Here is a 17,234-nt window from a genome sequence, read left to right as displayed (position 1 = left end):
CGTCAGTACCGCGGAACGACGCGGAACACCTGGAGTTCGCGCGGTACGCCCTTGGCCTTGAACCGCTTGCGGCGGAGCATGTAGTCATCGGGATCGAGCTGGTCGAGGGCGGACTCGCTCGCATACACCTCGCCACCGCCCGCCGCATCGCAGACCCGCGCCGCGATGTTCACGTCCACACCGAGGAAATCCGAACCGACCGCTCGCGGGGTGCCGGTGTGCAGTCCGGCGCGCAGAGCCGGCCGGAAGCCGCCGACGACGATCGCGCTCACCGCACCCACCGCCTCGTGAGCTGCGGCGATGGCCTCCCCCGGATCGAGGAAGACCGCCATCGTGCCGTCGCCGAGCGTTTTCACCACCTGGCCGCCGTGCGCCCTGATCACCTCCTCGCACGCAGCGTTGACGGCGGTCAACAACTCCAGCACCTGGTCGTCTCCGGCGCGCAGCGCCCAGGACGAGAAGCCGACGAGGTCGGTGAAGAGAATCGTGGCCGGGATCGGACCGGCCGGGTCGGGGCGTCTGCGTTCGATGAGCGACTGCCAGACGGCCACCGAGGCCAGACCGAGTTCCCGGATCGCGCTGGGACGGTCGGGCCGCACGTCGTTGAGGAGGCGGGCGACCCGGTCGGAGGTGCGGTCGCCGGACGGGAGTCTGCCGTCCACCGGCGCGAGCCTGCGCGCGATCTGAGCGGCCCGAACAGCCGCCTGGCTCTCATCGGTGCGCGCGAGCAGTTCCCCCGCCCGGTGAAGCGGACGCACGGAGACGACGTCGGGAGCCGAGTCGTCGCGCCGTTCGTCGTTCACCCTGACGATCTTAACGGCGTTCGCGCGCGCCGCCGGCTCCGGAAGTCCGTGACCTGCCTCTCCCGGCTCGGCAGCCGGCGGTCAACGCAAGCGTTCGGCCTCACTCGCCAGCCGCAGGACCTCGGCGGCCAGGTCGGTCAGCGTCTGACGATCGGCCTTCTCCCCGAGTGCGGTCGACAAGTCCTCCGCAGCGCAGCGGAGCGCGAACATCCGGTCTCCGAGGTCTTCGGCCTCCGCGTGGCTGAGGATGATCGCATCCTCGGGAATAGAGGTGCCCTCGAGGAGCGTTCTCTGTTCGTAGGCGCGCTGCCGGCACGACCGCTTGCAGTACTTGCGTCTGCGCCCCCGCTCCGAATCCACCATCTGACGACCGCACCAGGCGCATGCGTACGGGCGGCGACGAGACTGCGGTTCGTTCGCAGGGCTTTCGGGAGCCGGGGATTCGGACACATCACGACGGTACCGTGGAACGCCGTCCACGTCGTGGACCGCGTAGAATGGACACCGTCACCCGACCGTTTGAGAGGAAGACTTCATGGCTGATCGAGTCCTGCGTGGTAGCCGGCTCGGGGCGGTGAGCTACGAGACCGACCGTGATCACGACCTCGCGCCGCGTCGGCTCGTCCAGTACCGCACCGACAACGGTGAGATCTTCGACATCCCGTTCGCCGACGATGCGGAGATCCCCGCGACGTGGCCGTGCAAGAACGGCATGGAGGGCAAGCTCCTCGAAGGCGGCGTGCCCGAGGAGAAGAAGGGCAAGCCGCCGCGCACGCACTGGGACATGCTCCTGGAGCGCCGCTCCGAAGAGGAACTCGAGGTGCTGCTGGCCGAGCGTCTGGACCTGCTCAAGCAGCGCCGGCGCGGCGGTTCGGCATAACCGCGACGCAATACGACGTCAGCCCCCGGAGAAATCGATTCTCTGGGGGCTGATTCGTTTCCGGGTGCGAGCCCGTGCCGGAGACTAGCGTCCGCGGAGCCTGTCGAGGCGGCCGCGGATTCCCCACCGGGCGACGTTGAGGAACGATTCCGCGATCACGCCGCCGTCCATCTTCGACTCGCCGATCTCGCGTTCGGTGAAGGTGATCGGCACCTCACGGATCGTGAAGCCGTTCTGCAGCGAGCGCCACGCGAGGTCGATCTGGAAGCAGTAGCCCGCCGACTCCACCTGATCGAGACCGATCTTCTCCAGCACCTCTCGGCGGAAAGCGCGGTAACCGGCGGTGATGTCTTTGACCTTGGCGCCGAGCGCCAGCCGCGCATACGTGTTGGCGCCCTTGGAGAGGAGCTCGCGGCGCTTGGGCCAGTTCACCAGCTCGCCGCCGGGAACGTATCGCGAACCGATCACCAGGTCGGCGCCCTCATTGATGCCCTCCAGCAGCCGGAACAACTGCTCGGGAGCGTGACTGCCGTCGGCGTCCATCTCGACGATGACCGCGTAGTCACGCTCCAGACCCCACGCGAATCCGGCCAGATAGGCCTTGCCCAGACCGTCCTTGACGGTGCGATGCATGACGTGAATGCGGGCCGCCGGGTCGTCCGCTGCGAGCCGGTCGGCGACCTCGCCCGTGCCGTCCGGGCTGGAGTCGTCGACCACCAGCACGTGAATGCCCTGCTGAGCGGTCAACAGGCGACCGACGATGTGTGGCAGGTTCTCGCGCTCGTTGAAGGTCGGGATCACCACGAGGGCGCCCTCGCCGTTCGCCCCGACGATGCGCGATTCAGGTTGCCTGCTGGCCATCGTGCTCCTTCTTCGTGGCCGGTCCCCTCCGACCGGCGAACACATCGAGGCTAATGCGTCCGCGCAGCGCGTACAAAAATGCCACCACCGTGGCGAGGATCGCGAGCCGCTGCGGCCAGGGGCCGAGCCTGACGGCGAGGGTCTGCCCGGACCGCAACTCCATGCGGGCCTGCAGGACGTCGGGTGTGAAGATCTCGCTCTCGGCGATCAGCGAACCGTCCGGCGCGATGAGCGCGCTGACTCCGCTGGTGGCCGCCACGACGACGCTGCGACCCGTCTCCACGGCACGGACCTGCGACATCGCCAGCTGCTGGTAGGTCATGTCGGTCTTGCCGAAGGTCGCATTGTTGGTCGGCACGAACAGGATCTGTGCGCCTTCGCGAACCGATTGCGCGGGTGCGCGGTCGAAAGCCACCTCCCAGCAGGTCGACACGCCCATCACCACGTCTCCGTGACGGGTGTGCGCGGTGAGGACCGCGGGTCCCGTGCCCGGCCGGAAGTCGCCGGCTCGATCGGCGTACGACGAGAAGATCCGGAAGAAGCTGCGCCACGGGAGGTATTCGCCGAAGGGCTGGACGATGTGCTTGTCGTACCGTCCCGAGGGCTGGTCGTCGGCGAATCCGCCGTGTTCGCCCCAGAGCAGCACGGTATTGGTGGTGCCGCCGCCGTCGAGGGGAATCCAGGTGCCGAAGGCCACCGGGGCGCCGACGGCCGTGACGGCCGCCCGGATGCTCTCGGCGGAGTCCCGGTACACCGTCGGAGGCGCGTCGGCCGCGTTCTCCGGCCACAGCACCAGGTCGGGCCTGCTGCGCCGGCCGGAGTCGATCTCGGCGGCGAGCCCGAGCGTCTCCCGGACGTGATTGTCGAGGACGGCGCGGCGCTGGGTGTCGAAATCGAGGCCCAGTCTCGGCACGTTTCCCTGCACGGCGGCGATGTCGCTGGTGCCGGCCGACGACGTCAGCGGGCTTCCGATGCGCGACAGCGCCGCACCGGCGGCTAGGGGCACGACCACCACCCCGATCGCCAGAGCGGCACCCGCCGATCGGGCGGTCCTGGTCGGTCGATGCAGGAGCCTGCCGATGACCTCCACCGCGGAGGCCCCGGTGAGCGCGATCACGAAGGCGACGCCGGGAACGCCGATCACCGACGTGAGCGGCAGGTACCAGCCGTCCACCTGGCTGAAGGCGGTACGCCCCCAGGGAAAGCCCCCGAAGGGGAAGGCGGAGCGGACGGCTTCGACGGTGACCCAGCTGAGTGCGAACCACAGCGGCCGCGCGCGCAGCCGCATGGTGACCGCCGCAAGAGCGCCGAAGAGCGCGAGATAGCCGGCCATCACGGCGGCGAGCGCGAGCCACGGCAGTGGTCCAACGTACTCCCCTATCCACGGCAGCAGCGGGACGAAGAAGGCGAGGCCGAAGACGAAGCCGGACCCGGCGCAGCTCTTCACCGACGGGCGGCCGATGGTCATGACGGCGTACAGCAGCCCCAGTGAGACGGGCGCCAGCCACCACACATGGTGCAGAGGCGGAAACGACGCGTACATCAGGCCGCCGGCCGCCGCGGCGACCGGGACCCGCTGCCACCAACGGACGGCGGTCACGCGCGACGGAAGATGGTCCGGCCTCCGGCGACGGTCTCGACGCACTCGGGCAGTCGAGCTCCCGGTGCCACATCCGGCAGGGCCGGCACCCGCGAGCGCGGATCGGTGGACCACCGCTGCACGTTCTCGGTGGCCGCTGCGACCACGAGTTCGTCCACCTCCCACACGGCGTAGTGCGCGGGCGCACCGGGGACCAGCGTTCCGGTGAGGCCGTCGTTGACCCCGCCGGCGCGCCAGCCGCCGCGGGTGCACGCCGCGAAGGCGGCGCGCGGCGAGATCGAACTCGAGGCCGTGCGATGGTGCGCCGCGGCCCGGACGGTGGACCACGGGTCGATGTCGCACACCGGGGAGTCGCTGGAGAAGGCGAGGGACACTCCGGCCTTCGCGAGCATCGCGAAATCGTTCAACCCGGTACCCCGATCGCCGAGGCGCGTGGCGTACAGATCCTCGGTGCCTCCCCATGCGGCGTCGAACAGCGGCTGCATGCTCGCGACGGCGCCGCACCGGGCGAAGATCTCGGCCTGGGCGCGGGTGACCATCTCCGCGTGTTCGAGACGGTGAACGCACCGCGCCAGGGCCGGCGTGCCGAGTTCGGCCGCCAACACCTCCATCGCATGAGCGACGGCGGCCGCGGCGGCGTCACCGATCATGTGGAAGCCGGCCTGCACGCGGGCCTCGGTGGTGGCGCGCAGGTGATCGAGGATCACCTGCTCGGAGAGGTAGCTGACACCGCTGGTGCTCGACCAGTCGCTGTAGGGCTCGCACAGCCAGGCGGTGTGGGAGCCGAGCGCGCCGTCGACGAACAGGTCGCCGCCGATGGCATCGGCCCCGGTGCGGTCGAGGATGTGCCGCACCTCGTCGACGGACGACGCCGCCTCGCCCCAGTACCGCCGCACGCCGACCCCGTGGTCGAGGTCGGCGAGCGACCGGAAGTCGTCGAGCCCGCTGATGTCGGGGCCGCCGTTCTCATGGACGGCGACCACACCGCGGGCGGCCGCGTGGTCGAGGGCCCGCAACTGGGCGCGCCTGCGCGCGGTGGCACCGATCAGATTGCGCGCTGTGGTGCGGACCCGGTGGTGCGCGTCCGCGACGAGCGGCTGTTCGGGCGAGTACCCGTGCTCGGACTCGAGTCCCGGAACCAGGCGGCGCAGCCCCGACGACGCCGCGGCCGAATGCTCATCGATCCGGGCGAGGTACACGGCGCGGCCGCCGGCGACGGCGTCGATGTCGGACGTGGTCGGCGGCGAGTCCTGGCCCGGCTCGTCACTCGACCACGCCGATGCGTCCCAGCCGAGCCCCCAGACGAGGTCCTCATCGTGCTCGGAGAGGTACTCGGCCAGCATCCGCAGGCATTCCGAGCGGCTGCCGGCTCCGGACAGGTTGAGGCCGCCGAGCGCGATGCCGGTGTCGGTGAGATGAACATGGCAGTCGACGAACGCGGGGCTGACGAACCGTCCCTGCAGATCGATCACGTGCGCGTCCGGGTGCAGGGCCCGGCCGACGTCGTCGGTCCCTACCCATACGACCGTCCCGTCGGTCACCGCCATCGCGGTGGCGTCGGGTACCGCCGGCGAGGAGTAGACCATGCCTCCGAGGAGCAGCTGCGTCGTCACGCCGTCATTCTCCCAGACGGGTCTTCTGCCGCGCCGGTCGCGGTTCGCCAAGGTGACGGACTACTCAGTCGCGGCGGGTCGGCGGCAGCGACGGTAGGTCGGCGTGAACCGAGCCGTCCGGGTTGCGCACCGTGGTGTCCACGACCACGCCTTCGACCGTCCCGTCGACGTAACCGTGCCCGCCGAACCCGAAGCCTCGGCCGCCGGCGGGCCGGCCCCCGAGGTCGATCACCGTCATCCGGCCGGCCATCGCCGTGGCTCTGCGGGCAGCGGTGGCGGCGACCACCGGTCGCAGCAGGCGGCGCGCCGGCGGAGTCATCAGCAACAGTCCGACGATCGTCGACACGATCCCGGGAAGGATCATGAGCGTGGCGGTGACCGCGAACAGAGCGGAGTCGGTGATCGGGCGGCCCGCGCCGATCTCGTTCCGCATCGCCTTGCGCATGTCGGTGCCCAAGGTGCGGGCTCGGCGCCCGAGCACCGCGAACCCCACGCCGGCGGCGAGCACGGTGATGAGGAATGCCCAGGCGAATCCGAGGAAGTGCGCCATCGCCCAGAAGGCCGCGATCTCGGCGATCACATAGCCGACGAACAGGTATCGCATGTCAGGTCCTCTCTGCGCCGGTGCAGTCACCGGCGCTCACACAGAGTTCAACGAACGAGGACCCGGTTTTGCTCCCCCGCTGCTCAGCGACCTCGGCGCAGGCGGCTCACTCCTGTTCCGAGCGCGCCTCGATGTCGCCCTCGGCTTCGAGGTACACGCGGCGGAGTTCGGTCAGCATGTCGGCGGGTGGCTCGTGCCACATCTTCCGCTCCACCGCCTCGAGAAGCCTTTCGGTGATGCCGTGCAGGGCCCAGGGGTTGGCCGCATCGAGGAACTCGCGGTTGGTCTCGTCGAGCACGTACTGCTCGGTGAGCTGCTGGTACATCCAGTCGGCCACCACATCGGTGGTGGCGTCGTATCCGAAGAGGTAGTCGACGGTGGCGGCCATCTCGAAGGCCCCCTTGTATCCGTGCCTGCGCATTGCCGCGAGCCAGCGCGGGTTGACCACCCGAGCGCGGAACACGCGGGAGGTCTCTTCGTGCAGGGTGCGGGTGCGTACCGAGTCCGGGCGCGTGGAATCGCCGATGTAGGCCTCCGGTGCGGTGCCGGTGAGCGCCCGCACGGTGGCGACCATCCCGCCGTGGTACTGGAAGTAGTCGTCCGAATCGGCGATGTCGTGTTCGCGGGTGTCGGTGTTCTTCGCCGCCACCGCGATGCGTCGGTACGCGGCCCGCATGTCCTCGACGGCGGCGACTCCGTCGAGACCGCGGCCGTAGGCATAGCCGCCCCACTCGGTGTAGACCGCGGCCAAGTCCTCGTCGGTGCGCCACTGCTTGGAGTCGATGAGCTGCAACAGGCCGGCGCCGTACGTGCCGGGCCGCGAGCCGAAGACGCGCGTGGTGGCGCGGCGGGCGTCCCCGTGTTCGGCGATCGCCGCCCGAGCGTGCGCGGCGACGTAATTCTGCTCGTCCGGCTCGTCGGCGTCGGCCGCGAGCTGCACGGCATCGTCCATCATCGCCACGACGTGGGAGAACGCGTCGCGGAAGAAGCCGGAGATCCGCACCGTCACGTCGATCCTCGGGCGGCCGAGTTCGGCGAGCGGCACGAGCTCCAGATCGACCACGCGGCGCGAGCCCTCGTCCCACACCGGCGTGACGCCCAGCAGCGCCAGGACCTCGCCGATGTCGTCGCCGGAGGTACGCATGGCGCTGGTCCCCCACACCGAGAGCCCGACGGACTCCGGGTACTCGCCGTGGTCGGCGAGATAGCGCTCGAGAAGCGAATCAGCCATCGCCCGACCGGTCTCGGCGGCCAGCTGCGACGGGACGGCCTTCGGGTCGACGGAGTAGAAGTTGCGACCCGTGGGGAGCACGTTGATCAGGCCGCGCAGCGGCGATCCGCTCGGGCCGGCCGGGATGAACCCGCCGGCGAGCGCATGCAGGACCCGGTCCGTCTCGCACGTGGTCTGGCGCAGTCGCGGGATCACCTCGTCCCCGGCGAAGGCCAGGATCCGGTGCACGTCGTCGGGTTGGCCGTCGGCCGCGGCCGCGACGGCCTCGGGGGTCCAGCCCCCCTCGGCGCAGATGCTGACCAATCGCCTGGCGATCGCCTCCACTCGGTCGACCTCCCCGCGCGCCGAGGCGTTCTCGGTGAGTCCGAGGGCCTCGCGCAGTCCGGGCAGCGTCTGCGAGCCGCCCCAGAGCTGGCGGGCGCGCAGCATCGCGAGCACGAGGTCGATCTCCATCTCGCCGTCGGGCGCCTGCCCGAGGACGTGCAGGCCGTCGCGGATCGCGGCGTCCTTGATCTCGCAGAGCCATCCGTCCACGTGCAGCAGCATGTCGTCGAAGACGTCCTCGTCGGGCCGCTCGGAGAGCCCGAGGTCCTGGTCCATCTTGGCCGCGGTCAGCAGTGTCCAGATCTGTTGCCGGATGGCGGGGAGTTTGGCCGGGTCGAGCGCCGAGATGTTGGCGTGCTCGTCGAGCAGTTGCTCGAGACGGTTGATGTCGCCGTACGTCTCGGCTCGCGCCATCGGCGGGATGAGGTGATCCACCAGGACCGCGTGCGCGCGCCGCTTGGCCTGCGTTCCCTCGCCGGGGTCGTTGACGAGGAACGGGTAGATCAGCGGCAGATCGCCCAGTGCCGCGTCGGTGCCGCAATCGGCCGAGAGCGCCACCATCTTGCCGGGCAGCCACTCCAGATTGCCGTGTTTTCCGATGTGCACCACGGCGTCGGCTCCGAAGCCCCAGCCGTCCCGATCGGGTCGCGACGCGAGCCACCGGTAGCTGGCGAGATAGTGGTGCGAGGGCGGAAGGTCCGGATCGTGGTAGATCGCGACCGGGTTCTCACCGAACCCGCGGGGCGGCTGCACCAGCAGCACAATGTTCCCGAAAACCATCGCAGCGATCACGATCTCGCCGTCGGGGTCGTGAGAGCGGTCCACGAACAGTTCGCCCGGAGGCGGACCCCAGTGCTCGACGACGTCGGAGCGCAACTGCTCCGGCAGCGTCTGGAACCACCGCGAGTAGTCGGCGGCGCCGACGCGGATCGGGTTCGCCGCGAGCGCCTCCTCGGTGAGCCAGTCGGCGTCCTGCCCGCCGGCGTCGATCAGCGCGTGCATCAGGGCGTCCGGATCGTCGTCGTCGGGCCGTGATCCCAAGCCCGGGACGGCCGCGTCGCCGCCGGCCGGACCGATGTCGTAGCCCGCATCCCGGAGGGCGCGCAGCACTCCGACCAGGCTGCGCGGTGTGTCGAGACCGACCGCGTTGCCGATGCGGGCGTGCTTGGTGGGGTACGCCGACAGCAGCAGGGCCACCTTCTTCTCCGCCGGTGTCACGTGCCGCAGCCGCGCATGGGCGACGGCGATGCCGGCGACGCGCGCGCATCGTTCGGGGTCGGGTGCGTAGAACGGGAGCCCGTTGTCGTCGAATTCCTTGAAGGAGAAGGGTGCGGTGATGATGCGGCCGTCGAACTCGGGCACGGCCACCTGGCTGGCGACGTCGAGTGGGGTCAGACCGTCGTCGTTGGCTGCCCAGTCGGACCGGGAACTGGTGGAGCAGAGCCCCTGCAGGATCGGGATGTCGAGCGCGGCGAGGCGCTCGACGTTCCAGGATTCGTCGTCGCCGCCGGCCGAGGCGAGCGCCGGCGTCGACCCGCCCGCGGCCAGCACCGTCACCACGAGCGCGTCGTATTCGGCGAAATGCTCGATCAGTTCATCGGGTGCGCTGCGCAGGGAGGCGCAGAAGACTCCGGTGGCGCGGGCCCCGTGGGCCTCGATCGCATCGCAGAGGGCGGCGACGTAGTCGGTGTTGCCCGCGAGATGCTGGGCGCGGTAGTACAGCACCGCCACCGCGGGCGCGTCGTCCGGGACGGCGGCCGCCGGCCGCTCGAGTACCCCCCAGTCCGGTGTCTGCGTCGGGCTGTCGAAGCCGAGCCCGGTGAGCAGCACGGTGTCGGAGAGGAAGTTGTGCACCGCGAGGAGGTTCTCGCGGCCGCCGGCCACGAAGTACGCGTGCGCCTGCGCGGCGACGCCGGCCGGCACCGTCGACAGTGCCATCAGATCCGGATCCGGATTGTGCTCCCCCGACAGCACGACCACCGGCGCCCGGCCGGCGAGGACCGCTGCCAGCCCGTCCTCCCACACCTGCTTTCCGCCGAGCAGCCGGACGACCACCAGGTCGGCGCCGTCGAGCAGGCCGGGCAGATCGTCGATCAGCGTGCGGGCCGGATTCGCGACCCGGAAGTCGGCACCGCAGGTGGCGGCCGTGCGCAGGTCGGTGTCGGAAGTGGAGAACAGGGTGATCACGGTGATACTCCTCGCCGGGAGTGCGCGCCCGGCGTCGTACGGTCACATCGGCCCGGTGGACCGAAGGTCGCCTGACGCTGCGGGTCTGACTCAGGACACACGCCGGCAGTGGCGGGCGGTGTCCCACACAGTGGCGCGACCGTGCCGGACTCGAACCGGCTTCCGCGCGGGCAGGCTGGGCTTCACTGTAGGCCATATCCTGGAGGGGTGAACAAACCCGCCGACCGCTGTCCCGGCGTCTTCCGCACCCATCCGGCCGACGACGGCCGGCTGGCCCGGATCCGGTTGTCGGGCGGGCAGGTGGAACCGGCCGCGCTGGAGGCGCTGGCCCTGGCCGCCGAGGAGTTCGGCGACGGCCACATCGAGATCACCGTCCGCGCGAACCTGCAGGTGCGCGGGATCGCCGACGACCGCGTGGACGCCTTCGCCGACCGCATCCTGGCGGCCGGACTCGCCACCGACCGGGCTCACGACCGCGTCCGGAACATCGTGGTGTCGCCTCTGAGCGGTCGGATCGGCGGTCTGGCCGATGTCCGGCCCGCTGCTCGCGAACTGGAGGCCGAACTGCATCGGCATCAGTGGACCCGCGACCTCTCGGGCCGGTTCTGGTTCGGCTTCGACGACGGCCGCGGTGACGTCACGGTCCGCGACGTCGACGTGCTCGGCGCGGCCGTGAGTCCCGACGAGGCGGCGATCCATCTCGGCGGCGTCCCGACCGGCCGGGTGGTGCCGCTGCCCGAACTGCCCGCCGCGATGGTCGCCGCCGCGGCGTCGTTCCACGAGCACCGTGCCGACGAGTGGCGGATCCGGGAACTCGACGATCGGGCCCGCGCTGCGGTGTCGGACGCCGTGGCGGGCTTCGGGCGTCTGGCACCGACCGAAGCCGCGGCCTCCGCGAATGGCGGCCGGCCGGACGTCCGAGAGCCCATCGTCGGATGGTTCGAGCAATCGGACGGACGGGTGCTGCTCGGTGCCGTCACCGAGTTCGGCCGGCTCTCGGCACGGCAGGCGCAGTTCGCCGCCGCCATCGGCACGCCGATCCTCATCACGCCCGAGCGCGAGATCCTGATTCCCGACCTCACCGAGGCCGTGGCCGAGACCGTGGTGCGCGTGCTCGCCCCGCTCGGGTTCATCTTCGATTCGGCCAGTCCGTGGACGAGATTCAGCGCATGCACCGGCTCGCCCGGATGCGGTCGGTCGCATGCCGACGTCCGCGGCGACCTGCTCGCGCACCTCGGTGCCCCGGATGCGGCGCCCGGTCGCGAACGCGAGCATTGGCTCGGCTGCGACCGCGGGTGCGGATCCCCGAACGGTCCGCACGTCCGGCGGATCGCCACGGGCGACGGCTACCGCACCGACCGTCGCGTCCCGGGCGGCTGATTCTCACCGGCACGGCGCGGGGCCGTACCGGGTCCACCGCCGCCGCCTCGGGTGCGTAATCTTGGGCACACCATGACCGAGTATGTCCGCGACGGAGCCGAGATCTACCGTCAGTCGTTTGCCATGATCCGCGCCGAATCCGATCTGACGGGCTTTCCCGCCGACCTCGAGCCGGTGGTGGTCCGGATGATCCACGCGTCCGGACAGACCGACCTCACCGACGACGTGGTGGCGACCCCGGGAGTGGTGACGGCCGCTCGCGCCGCCTTGGCAGCGGGCGGGCCGATCCTCTGCGACACCAACATGGTCGCGTCGGGTATCACGCGGCTGCGGCTTCCCGCCGACAATGCGGTCCGCTGTCACCTCAAGGAGCCGGGGATCGCCGATCTCGCCGAGCGGATCGGCAACACTCGGACCGCCGCGGCGCTGCAGTACTGGCGCGACGACCTGGACCGCGCCGTGGTCGCGATCGGCAACGCTCCCACCGCGTTGTTCGCGCTCCTCGACCTGATCGACCAGGGCTGGCCTCGTCCGGCCGCGATCGTCGGCGCACCGGTGGGCTTCGTCGGGGCCGCCGAATCATGTGCGGCGCTCGCCGAACGCACTGATCTGGAGTTCATCACCGTCACCGGCCGACGCGGCGGCTCGGCGATCACCGCGGCCGCGGTCAACGCTCTCGCGAGCACGGCGGAATGAGCGGTCCGGTGATGTCGACGACGGGAGCGGACTCCGCTGTGAACGGAAAACTGTGGGGTGTCGGCCTGGGGCCGGGCGACTCCGAACTGGTGACGGTGAAGGCTGCGCGGATCATCGGCGAGGCCGACGTGATCGCGTATCACTGTGCACGGCACGGTAATTCGATTGCCCGCTCGGTCGCGGAACCGTATCTGCGCGAAGGCCAGATCGAAGAACGGCTGATGTACCCGCTCACCGTGGAGACCACCGATCATCCCGGCGGCTACGCGGGCGCGATGGCCGACTTCTACGCCGAGAGTGCCGAACTCCTCGCCGGGCACCTGGCCGCCGGACGCGATGTGGCGCTGCTCGCCGAGGGCGACCCGCTGTTCTTCAGCTCGTACATGCACATGCACAAGCGGCTCGTCGACCGGTTCGAGGCGCAGATCATTCCCGGGGTGACGTCGGTGAATGCGGCGTCCGCGGCGCTCGGCATCCCGCTCGTCGAAGGCGAGGAGACGCTGACGGTCCTGCCCGGAACCGCCGAGGCCGGCGAGCTGATCGCGCATTTCCGGTCCGGCGAGGCCTTGGCGATCATGAAACTCGGCCGCACCTTCGTGAAGGTGCGCGACGCTCTGGCCGCCGCCGGGCGTCTCGACGAGGCCTGGTACGTCGAAAGGGCGTCCACCGACCGCCAGCGCGTGGAGCGCGTGGCCGACGTCGACCCGTCGTCGGTGCCCTATTTCTCCCTGATCGTGGTACCCGGGCGACGCAACAATCCGCTCGCCGCGGGAGGCGACCGTCCGCGCGGTGAAGTGGTGGTGGTCGGCCTCGGTCCCGGACCGGTGGACCAGACGACGCCGCAGGTGGCCGCGGAGTTGGCGGCGGCGACCGATTTCGTCGGATACAAGACCTACCTGAACCGGGTGGTGGCGCGCCCCGGACAGCGGGTCCACGCCAGTGACAATCGAGTCGAGGCCGAACGCGCGGAGTTCGCCCTCGACCTGGCCTCGCGCGGCGCCAGGGTGGCCGTCGTGTCGTCGGGCGATCCGGGGGTGTTCGCCATGGCGACTGCGGTGGCGGAGGCTGCTGCGGAGGAACGGTGGGCGCATGTGCCGGTGCGAGTGACGCCGGGGGTGAGCGCCGCGCACGCGGTGGCGGCCGCTGTCGGTGCGCCGATCGGCCACGACTTCGCCGTGATCTCCCTGTCGAACCTGCTCAAGCCCGGATCGGTCATCGAGGAGCGGCTCCGGCACGCGATCGCCGCCGACCTGGTGATCGCGATCTACAATCCGGCGTCGCCGAAACGCGTGGAGCAGATCAAACGTCTCAAGGAACTCCTGACCGAACTGGTTCCGGCCGACCGCGTGGTGATCGCGGGCCGTGACGTGGGCGGCCCGGGACAGCGCCTGACGGTGACCACGGCCGCGGACTTCGATCCGGCGACAGTCGACATGCGCACGCTGTTGATCATCGGCTCGTCGATGACCACCCTCGCCCGCAGGCCGGGCGGCGACCTCGTGTACACCCCGCGGCGCTACGCCTAGCGGATCTCTCCTCGGCCGGCCGGCCCGGACAGCCAGTCGAGGGCCTCGCTCGGGGTGTCGACGCGCGCGATCCCGTCGGGTTCCGCGGGACGGTCGACGACGATCACCTCGACACCGAGCCGCGCGGCGGCGCGGAGTTTGGCGACGGTCATCTCTCCCCCGCTGTTCTTCGTGACCAGCACGTCGATGCGGTGCTCGCGCAGCAGCGCCGTCTCATCGGCGAGACGGTACGGGCCGCGGGAGCGGAGAACCCGGTGATGCGGCGGCAGCGGCCCCTCGGGCGGATCCACCACCCGAATCAGGAACCACGCGTCGTCGATCTCCGCGAACTCGGACACGTCCTGTCTTCCGGTGGTGAGGAATACCCGGCTCCCGCCCCTCTCGGCGACCGCGGTCGCGGCGGCGGCGATGTCGGGCACGCGCGTCCAGCGCTCGCCGGCCCCGGGTGACCACGGAGGTCGGGCGAGACGCAGATATCCGACCCCGGTCAGTTCCGCCGCCGCGACGGCGTTCGGCGTGATTCTGGCGGCGAACGGGTGCGTCGCGTCGACGATCGCGGTTATTCCGGCCTCGCCGATCCACGCGGCGAGACCGTCGACGCCGCCGAAGCCGCCGACGCGCACCCGGCCGACCGGCAGACGCGGATCGGCGACTCTGCCCGCGAGGGAGGTGACGACCGGAACACCGGACTCATCGAGCAGGCGTGCGAGTTCGCGCGCCTCGCCGGTTCCGCCCAGGATCAGCACGGACGGCTCAGGCATGGCGGTCCTCACGCAGCTTCGTCATCCGGGCATGCGAGTAGAGATAGCTGTCGGTGACGTCGGGATGCGTCCGGGCGTCCAAGACGCGCCCGACGAAGATCACGGCGGTCTTGGTGATGCGCGCCGCCGACAGTTCCGCGGGCAGTTCGTCGAGCCGGCAGCGCACGATCCGCTGATCGGGGCGCGAGGCGTACGCGACCGTCGCCGTCGGGCAGTCGGCGCCGTAGTGCGGCGCCAGTTCGGCGACGATCTGCTCGGTGCGGTGTGCGGCGAGGTGGAGGGCTAGAGTGACGCCGCTGCGAGCCAGGGAACCGAGGTCCTCCCCCGGCGGCATATCGGTCGAGAGCGTCGAGACGCGCGTCACCATCAGACTCTGCCCCACTCCCGGGACGGTCAGCTCGGTGTCGAGGGCGGCCGCCGCCGCCGCGAACGCGGGCACCCCGGGAATCAGTTCGTAGGCGATGCCCAGTTCGCGCAGACCGCGCTGCTGCTCGGTCAACGCCGAGTACAGGGCGAGATCGCCGGAGTGGAGTCGGGCCACGTCGTGACCGGCGGCGTCGGCGCGTGCGAGTCTGCTCAGGATCTCCGTCAGCGGCATTCGCGCGGTGTTCACGATCTCGGCACCGTCGGGCAGACGACCGAGGAGTTCGTCTGGCACCAGCGATCCCGCGTACAGGCACACCGTGCATCGACTGAGGATCTCGGCGCCGCGAACCGTGATGAGGTCGGCGGCCCCCGGGCCGGCGCCGATGAAGTAGACGGTCATGTGTCCTCCCGCGCGGCGTCGTCTTTCACCGCGACCCATTGGACGATCGGCAGAGCGGGTCGCCACGCCGTGAGGCGGCCCAGTGGTGCGGCACGTTCCACGGACAGGCGGGTGAGGCTCCCCCCGTACCGCTCCTGCGCGTCGATGAACAAGTGCTGGGTCTCGATCGCGACCGCGTTTCCGACGATGCGTCCGCCAGGCATCAGCGCATCCCAGGCGGTGTCGAGGACGTCGCGGTCGACGCCGCCCCCGAGGAAGACCGCGTCGGGGTCGGCGGCTCCGGCCAGCGCCTCGGGCACCGCGCCGGCCAGCGTGAGCCGGTGACCGACGCCGAGCTTCTCGGCATTGCGTCGCAGGGCGGCGGCCCGGAGCCGGTCGGCCTCGAAGGCGACGGCCCGGCCGTCGCGCGTGCACCGCAGCCACTCGATACCGATGCTTCCGGCGCCCGCGCCGACGTCCCACAGCAGTTGTCCGGCGGCGGGAGCCAGGGCCGAGACAGAGAGTGCCCGCACGGTCTGTTTCGTCAGCTGGCCGTCGTGCTCGTACGCCTCGTCGGGCAGTCCCGGGCAGTGCGACGAACTCGGGCCCACACAGTCGAGCGCGGTGATGTTCAGTGGCGCGCACGGGCGGTCGTCCCATGAGCGAGCCAGTCCGGTCCGGACGGCCTGCGTCGCGGCTCCGAGATTCTCGAGCACACTCATCGTGGTCCAGCCGTACCCGTGCGCCCGGCACAGCTCCGCGATTTCGGCCGGTGTGGAGCCGTCTCTGGACAGGACCAGAAGGCGGATGCCGTCGCCGAGTTCGGGAACCACCGCCGAGGCGGGTGCGGTGACTGTGCTGACGATGGTGGTGGATGCCAGGTCCCAGCCCAGTTCGGCGGCCGCGAGCGAGACGCTCGACGGTGCCGGGACGATGGTGACGCGGTCGCGACCGACCTGTCGGACGATGGTGGAGCCGATGCCGTGGAACATCGGATCACCGCTGGCCAGCACGTGAATCGTGCCATGTGCCGAACTGTCGCGCAGCACTTCGCGCAGGTGCTCGGACATCGGCGAACGCCAGGGCACGGTGTCCGCGGTGAGGTGTTCGGCGACCAGGTCGAGTTGGCGCGCCGAACCGTACACCGTCGTCGCCTCGTCCAGCGCTGCTCGGGCGCGGGCGCTCAGTCCGCTCCATCCGTCGGCTCCGATTCCCACCACGACGAAGCGGGCGGGCTGCTTCGCCTCGGACTCTCCCGTCATCGCGGCAGCCTCCGCCAGACGGGGCGGGGAAGCAGGCGCATGCCGAAGAAGATGGGCCGGAGCACACCGGGGATCCACACCTCGCCTCTTCCCTTGCGATAGGCCTTGGCGACGGCGTCGGCGACCTGATCCGCGGTCCTGGCGAAGGGAGCGGGCTCGACTCCGGAGGCCATCAGCTCGCGTGTCATCGCACCGACCACGAATCCGGGCCGCGCGAGGAGGAGGCGGACGCCGGAACCGTGCAGCGCGTCGGCCAGCCCGCTCGCGAAGCCGTCGAGCCCGGCCTTGGTGGAGCCGTACACGTAGTTCGCGCGGCGCACGCGGACACCGGCGACCGACGAGAACACGATGATCGTGCCCGACCCCTGGCGTCGCAGGGCCACCGCGAGAGGAGTCATCACGCTTATCTGCGCGTAGTAGTCGGTGTGGGCGATCTGCAAGGCGTGGGCCACATCGGTCTCCGACCGGGCCGCGTCGCCGAGAATCCCGAACGCCACGATCGCGACGTCCACCCGGGCACCGTCGCGGAACAGCGATTCGACGAGTGCGGTATGCGAGGCGATGTCGTCGGCGTCGAACGCCACGGTGTCGACCGCGGTCGCGCCCGCCGACAGCAATGTCTGCGTCTCACCGGCCAGGTCGTCGGGTCGGCGCGCGGCGAGGACCACGCGATTTCCCTCGGCCAGGCGCGCCGCCGTCGCCACCCCTATCTCGCTGCGTCCACCGAAGACCACGATCGTTCCCACCGGACCAGTATCGCC

Annotated in this window: 15 protein-coding genes and 1 riboswitch; of the genes, 4 read left to right on the top strand and 11 right to left on the bottom strand. The window is 70.6% G+C overall.

The window, feature by feature from the left end; translation table 11 throughout:
* Nucleotides 1-2: 2 nt before the first annotated feature.
* Together ACK8HH_RS09490 and ACK8HH_RS09485 are read right to left on the bottom strand one after the other, a co-directional pair.
* Complete coding sequence (locus ACK8HH_RS09490) at nt 3-803, bottom strand: adenylate/guanylate cyclase domain-containing protein (protein WP_346077439.1); 801 nt, start codon at nt 801-803, stop codon at nt 3-5.
* An 81-nt stretch (nt 804-884) separates the two neighbouring features.
* Complete coding sequence (locus ACK8HH_RS09485; protein WP_006894965.1) at nt 885-1,166, bottom strand: hypothetical protein; 282 nt, start codon at nt 1,164-1,166, stop codon at nt 885-887.
* 172 nt (nt 1,167-1,338) lie between these two features.
* On the opposite strand from ACK8HH_RS09485, the gene ACK8HH_RS09480 reads away from it, so the two are divergent.
* A complete protein-coding gene (locus ACK8HH_RS09480; RefSeq protein WP_006894962.1) occupies nt 1,339-1,683 on the top strand; it encodes an RNA polymerase-binding protein RbpA in 345 nt (114 codons plus the stop codon).
* Between the two features lie 84 nt (nt 1,684-1,767).
* Here the strand turns inward: ACK8HH_RS09480 and ACK8HH_RS09475 are convergent, their stop codons facing one another.
* The 5 genes from ACK8HH_RS09475 to cobN all read right to left on the bottom strand — a co-directional run bounded on the left by ACK8HH_RS09475 (nt 1,768) and on the right by cobN (nt 10,103).
* A complete protein-coding gene (locus ACK8HH_RS09475; protein WP_045537362.1) occupies nt 1,768-2,544 on the bottom strand; it encodes a polyprenol monophosphomannose synthase in 777 nt (258 codons plus the stop codon).
* Nucleotides 2,525-4,144, bottom strand: a complete 1,620-nt coding sequence (lnt, locus tag ACK8HH_RS09470; RefSeq protein WP_411815864.1) for an apolipoprotein N-acyltransferase — start codon at nt 4,142-4,144, stop codon at nt 2,525-2,527. The genes ACK8HH_RS09475 and lnt overlap by 20 nt, the downstream gene beginning before the upstream one ends.
* Nucleotides 4,141-5,757 carry an amidohydrolase gene (locus ACK8HH_RS09465; RefSeq protein WP_278127348.1) on the bottom strand — a complete coding sequence of 539 codons (1,617 nt, stop codon included), beginning with the start codon at nt 5,755-5,757 and terminating at the stop codon, nt 4,141-4,143. Before ACK8HH_RS09465 ends, lnt begins: the two co-directional genes overlap by 4 nt.
* 64 nt (nt 5,758-5,821) lie before the next feature.
* Nucleotides 5,822-6,361, bottom strand: coding sequence for an FxsA family protein (locus tag ACK8HH_RS09460; RefSeq protein ID WP_045537368.1), 540 nt, complete (start codon nt 6,359-6,361; stop codon nt 5,822-5,824).
* Between the two features lie 106 nt (nt 6,362-6,467).
* The gene (cobN, locus tag ACK8HH_RS09455) at nt 6,468-10,103 is read right to left on the bottom strand and encodes a cobaltochelatase subunit CobN (protein WP_412475142.1); all 3,636 of its coding nucleotides are present in this window, start codon (nt 10,101-10,103) and stop codon (nt 6,468-6,470) included.
* Between the two features lie 83 nt (nt 10,104-10,186).
* Nucleotides 10,187-10,267: riboswitch (cobalamin riboswitch) on the bottom strand.
* Between the two features lie 43 nt (nt 10,268-10,310).
* Here cobN and cobG point away from each other — a divergent pair.
* From cobG to ACK8HH_RS09440, 3 genes are all read left to right on the top strand, one after another.
* Nucleotides 10,311-11,483: a precorrin-3B synthase gene (gene cobG, locus ACK8HH_RS09450; RefSeq protein WP_045537372.1), complete on the top strand. Its 1,173-nt coding sequence runs from the start codon at nt 10,311-10,313 to the stop codon at nt 11,481-11,483.
* A 72-nt stretch (nt 11,484-11,555) separates the two neighbouring features.
* A complete protein-coding gene (locus ACK8HH_RS09445) occupies nt 11,556-12,179 on the top strand; it encodes a precorrin-8X methylmutase (protein ID WP_006894954.1) in 624 nt (207 codons plus the stop codon).
* A gap of 11 nt (nt 12,180-12,190) precedes the next feature.
* On the top strand, nt 12,191-13,705 hold the full coding sequence (locus ACK8HH_RS09440) for a precorrin-2 C(20)-methyltransferase (protein WP_062367863.1): 1,515 nt from the start codon (nt 12,191-12,193) through the stop codon (nt 13,703-13,705).
* Here ACK8HH_RS09440 and ACK8HH_RS09435 read toward each other — a convergent pair.
* The 4 genes from ACK8HH_RS09435 to ACK8HH_RS09420 are packed head-to-tail and all read right to left on the bottom strand — an operon-like array spanning nt 13,702 to nt 17,207.
* On the bottom strand, nt 13,702-14,466 hold the full coding sequence (locus ACK8HH_RS09435) for a cobalt-precorrin-6A reductase (RefSeq protein ID WP_045537374.1): 765 nt from the start codon (nt 14,464-14,466) through the stop codon (nt 13,702-13,704). The genes ACK8HH_RS09440 and ACK8HH_RS09435 overlap by 4 nt on opposite strands.
* Entirely contained in the window at nt 14,459-15,232 is a 774-nt protein-coding gene (gene cobM / locus ACK8HH_RS09430; RefSeq protein ID WP_045537376.1) for a precorrin-4 C(11)-methyltransferase, read from the bottom strand. The genes ACK8HH_RS09435 and cobM overlap by 8 nt, the downstream gene beginning before the upstream one ends.
* Nucleotides 15,229-16,473 (bottom strand): bifunctional cobalt-precorrin-7 (C(5))-methyltransferase/cobalt-precorrin-6B (C(15))-methyltransferase, encoded by a 1,245-nt coding sequence (locus tag ACK8HH_RS09425; RefSeq protein ID WP_045537378.1) that lies wholly within the window; start codon nt 16,471-16,473, stop codon nt 15,229-15,231. Before ACK8HH_RS09425 ends, cobM begins: the two co-directional genes overlap by 4 nt.
* Nucleotides 16,470-17,207 carry an SDR family NAD(P)-dependent oxidoreductase gene (locus ACK8HH_RS09420; RefSeq protein ID WP_006894948.1) on the bottom strand — a complete coding sequence of 246 codons (738 nt, stop codon included), beginning with the start codon at nt 17,205-17,207 and terminating at the stop codon, nt 16,470-16,472. The genes ACK8HH_RS09425 and ACK8HH_RS09420 overlap by 4 nt, the downstream gene beginning before the upstream one ends.
* Nucleotides 17,208-17,234: the final 27 nt, after the last annotated feature.

The organism is Gordonia sp. LUNF6 (assembly GCF_047041125.1).
Lineage (GTDB): Bacteria > Actinomycetota > Actinomycetes > Mycobacteriales > Mycobacteriaceae > Gordonia > Gordonia sihwensis.
The sequence above is the reverse complement of the archived record's forward strand: the minus strand, read 5'-3'. Positions and strand labels throughout refer to the sequence as shown.

Coding starts and splice junctions, on each gene's coding strand:
- ACK8HH_RS09480 (WP_006894962.1), top strand. CDS start 1,339: ATGGCTGATCGAGTCCTGCGTGGTAGCCGGCTCGGGGCGGTGAGCTAC.
- ACK8HH_RS09485 (WP_006894965.1), bottom strand. CDS start 1,166: ATGGTGGATTCGGAGCGGGGGCGCAGACGCAAGTACTGCAAGCGGTCG.
- ACK8HH_RS09425 (WP_045537378.1), bottom strand. CDS start 16,473: ATGACGGGAGAGTCCGAGGCGAAGCAGCCCGCCCGCTTCGTCGTGGTG.
- ACK8HH_RS09435 (WP_045537374.1), bottom strand. CDS start 14,466: ATGCCTGAGCCGTCCGTGCTGATCCTGGGCGGAACCGGCGAGGCGCGC.
- ACK8HH_RS09440 (WP_062367863.1), top strand. CDS start 12,191: ATGTCGACGACGGGAGCGGACTCCGCTGTGAACGGAAAACTGTGGGGT.
- cobM (WP_045537376.1), bottom strand. CDS start 15,232: ATGACCGTCTACTTCATCGGCGCCGGCCCGGGGGCCGCCGACCTCATC.
- ACK8HH_RS09475 (WP_045537362.1), bottom strand. CDS start 2,544: ATGGCCAGCAGGCAACCTGAATCGCGCATCGTCGGGGCGAACGGCGAG.
- ACK8HH_RS09460 (WP_045537368.1), bottom strand. CDS start 6,361: ATGCGATACCTGTTCGTCGGCTATGTGATCGCCGAGATCGCGGCCTTC.
- ACK8HH_RS09445 (WP_006894954.1), top strand. CDS start 11,556: ATGACCGAGTATGTCCGCGACGGAGCCGAGATCTACCGTCAGTCGTTT.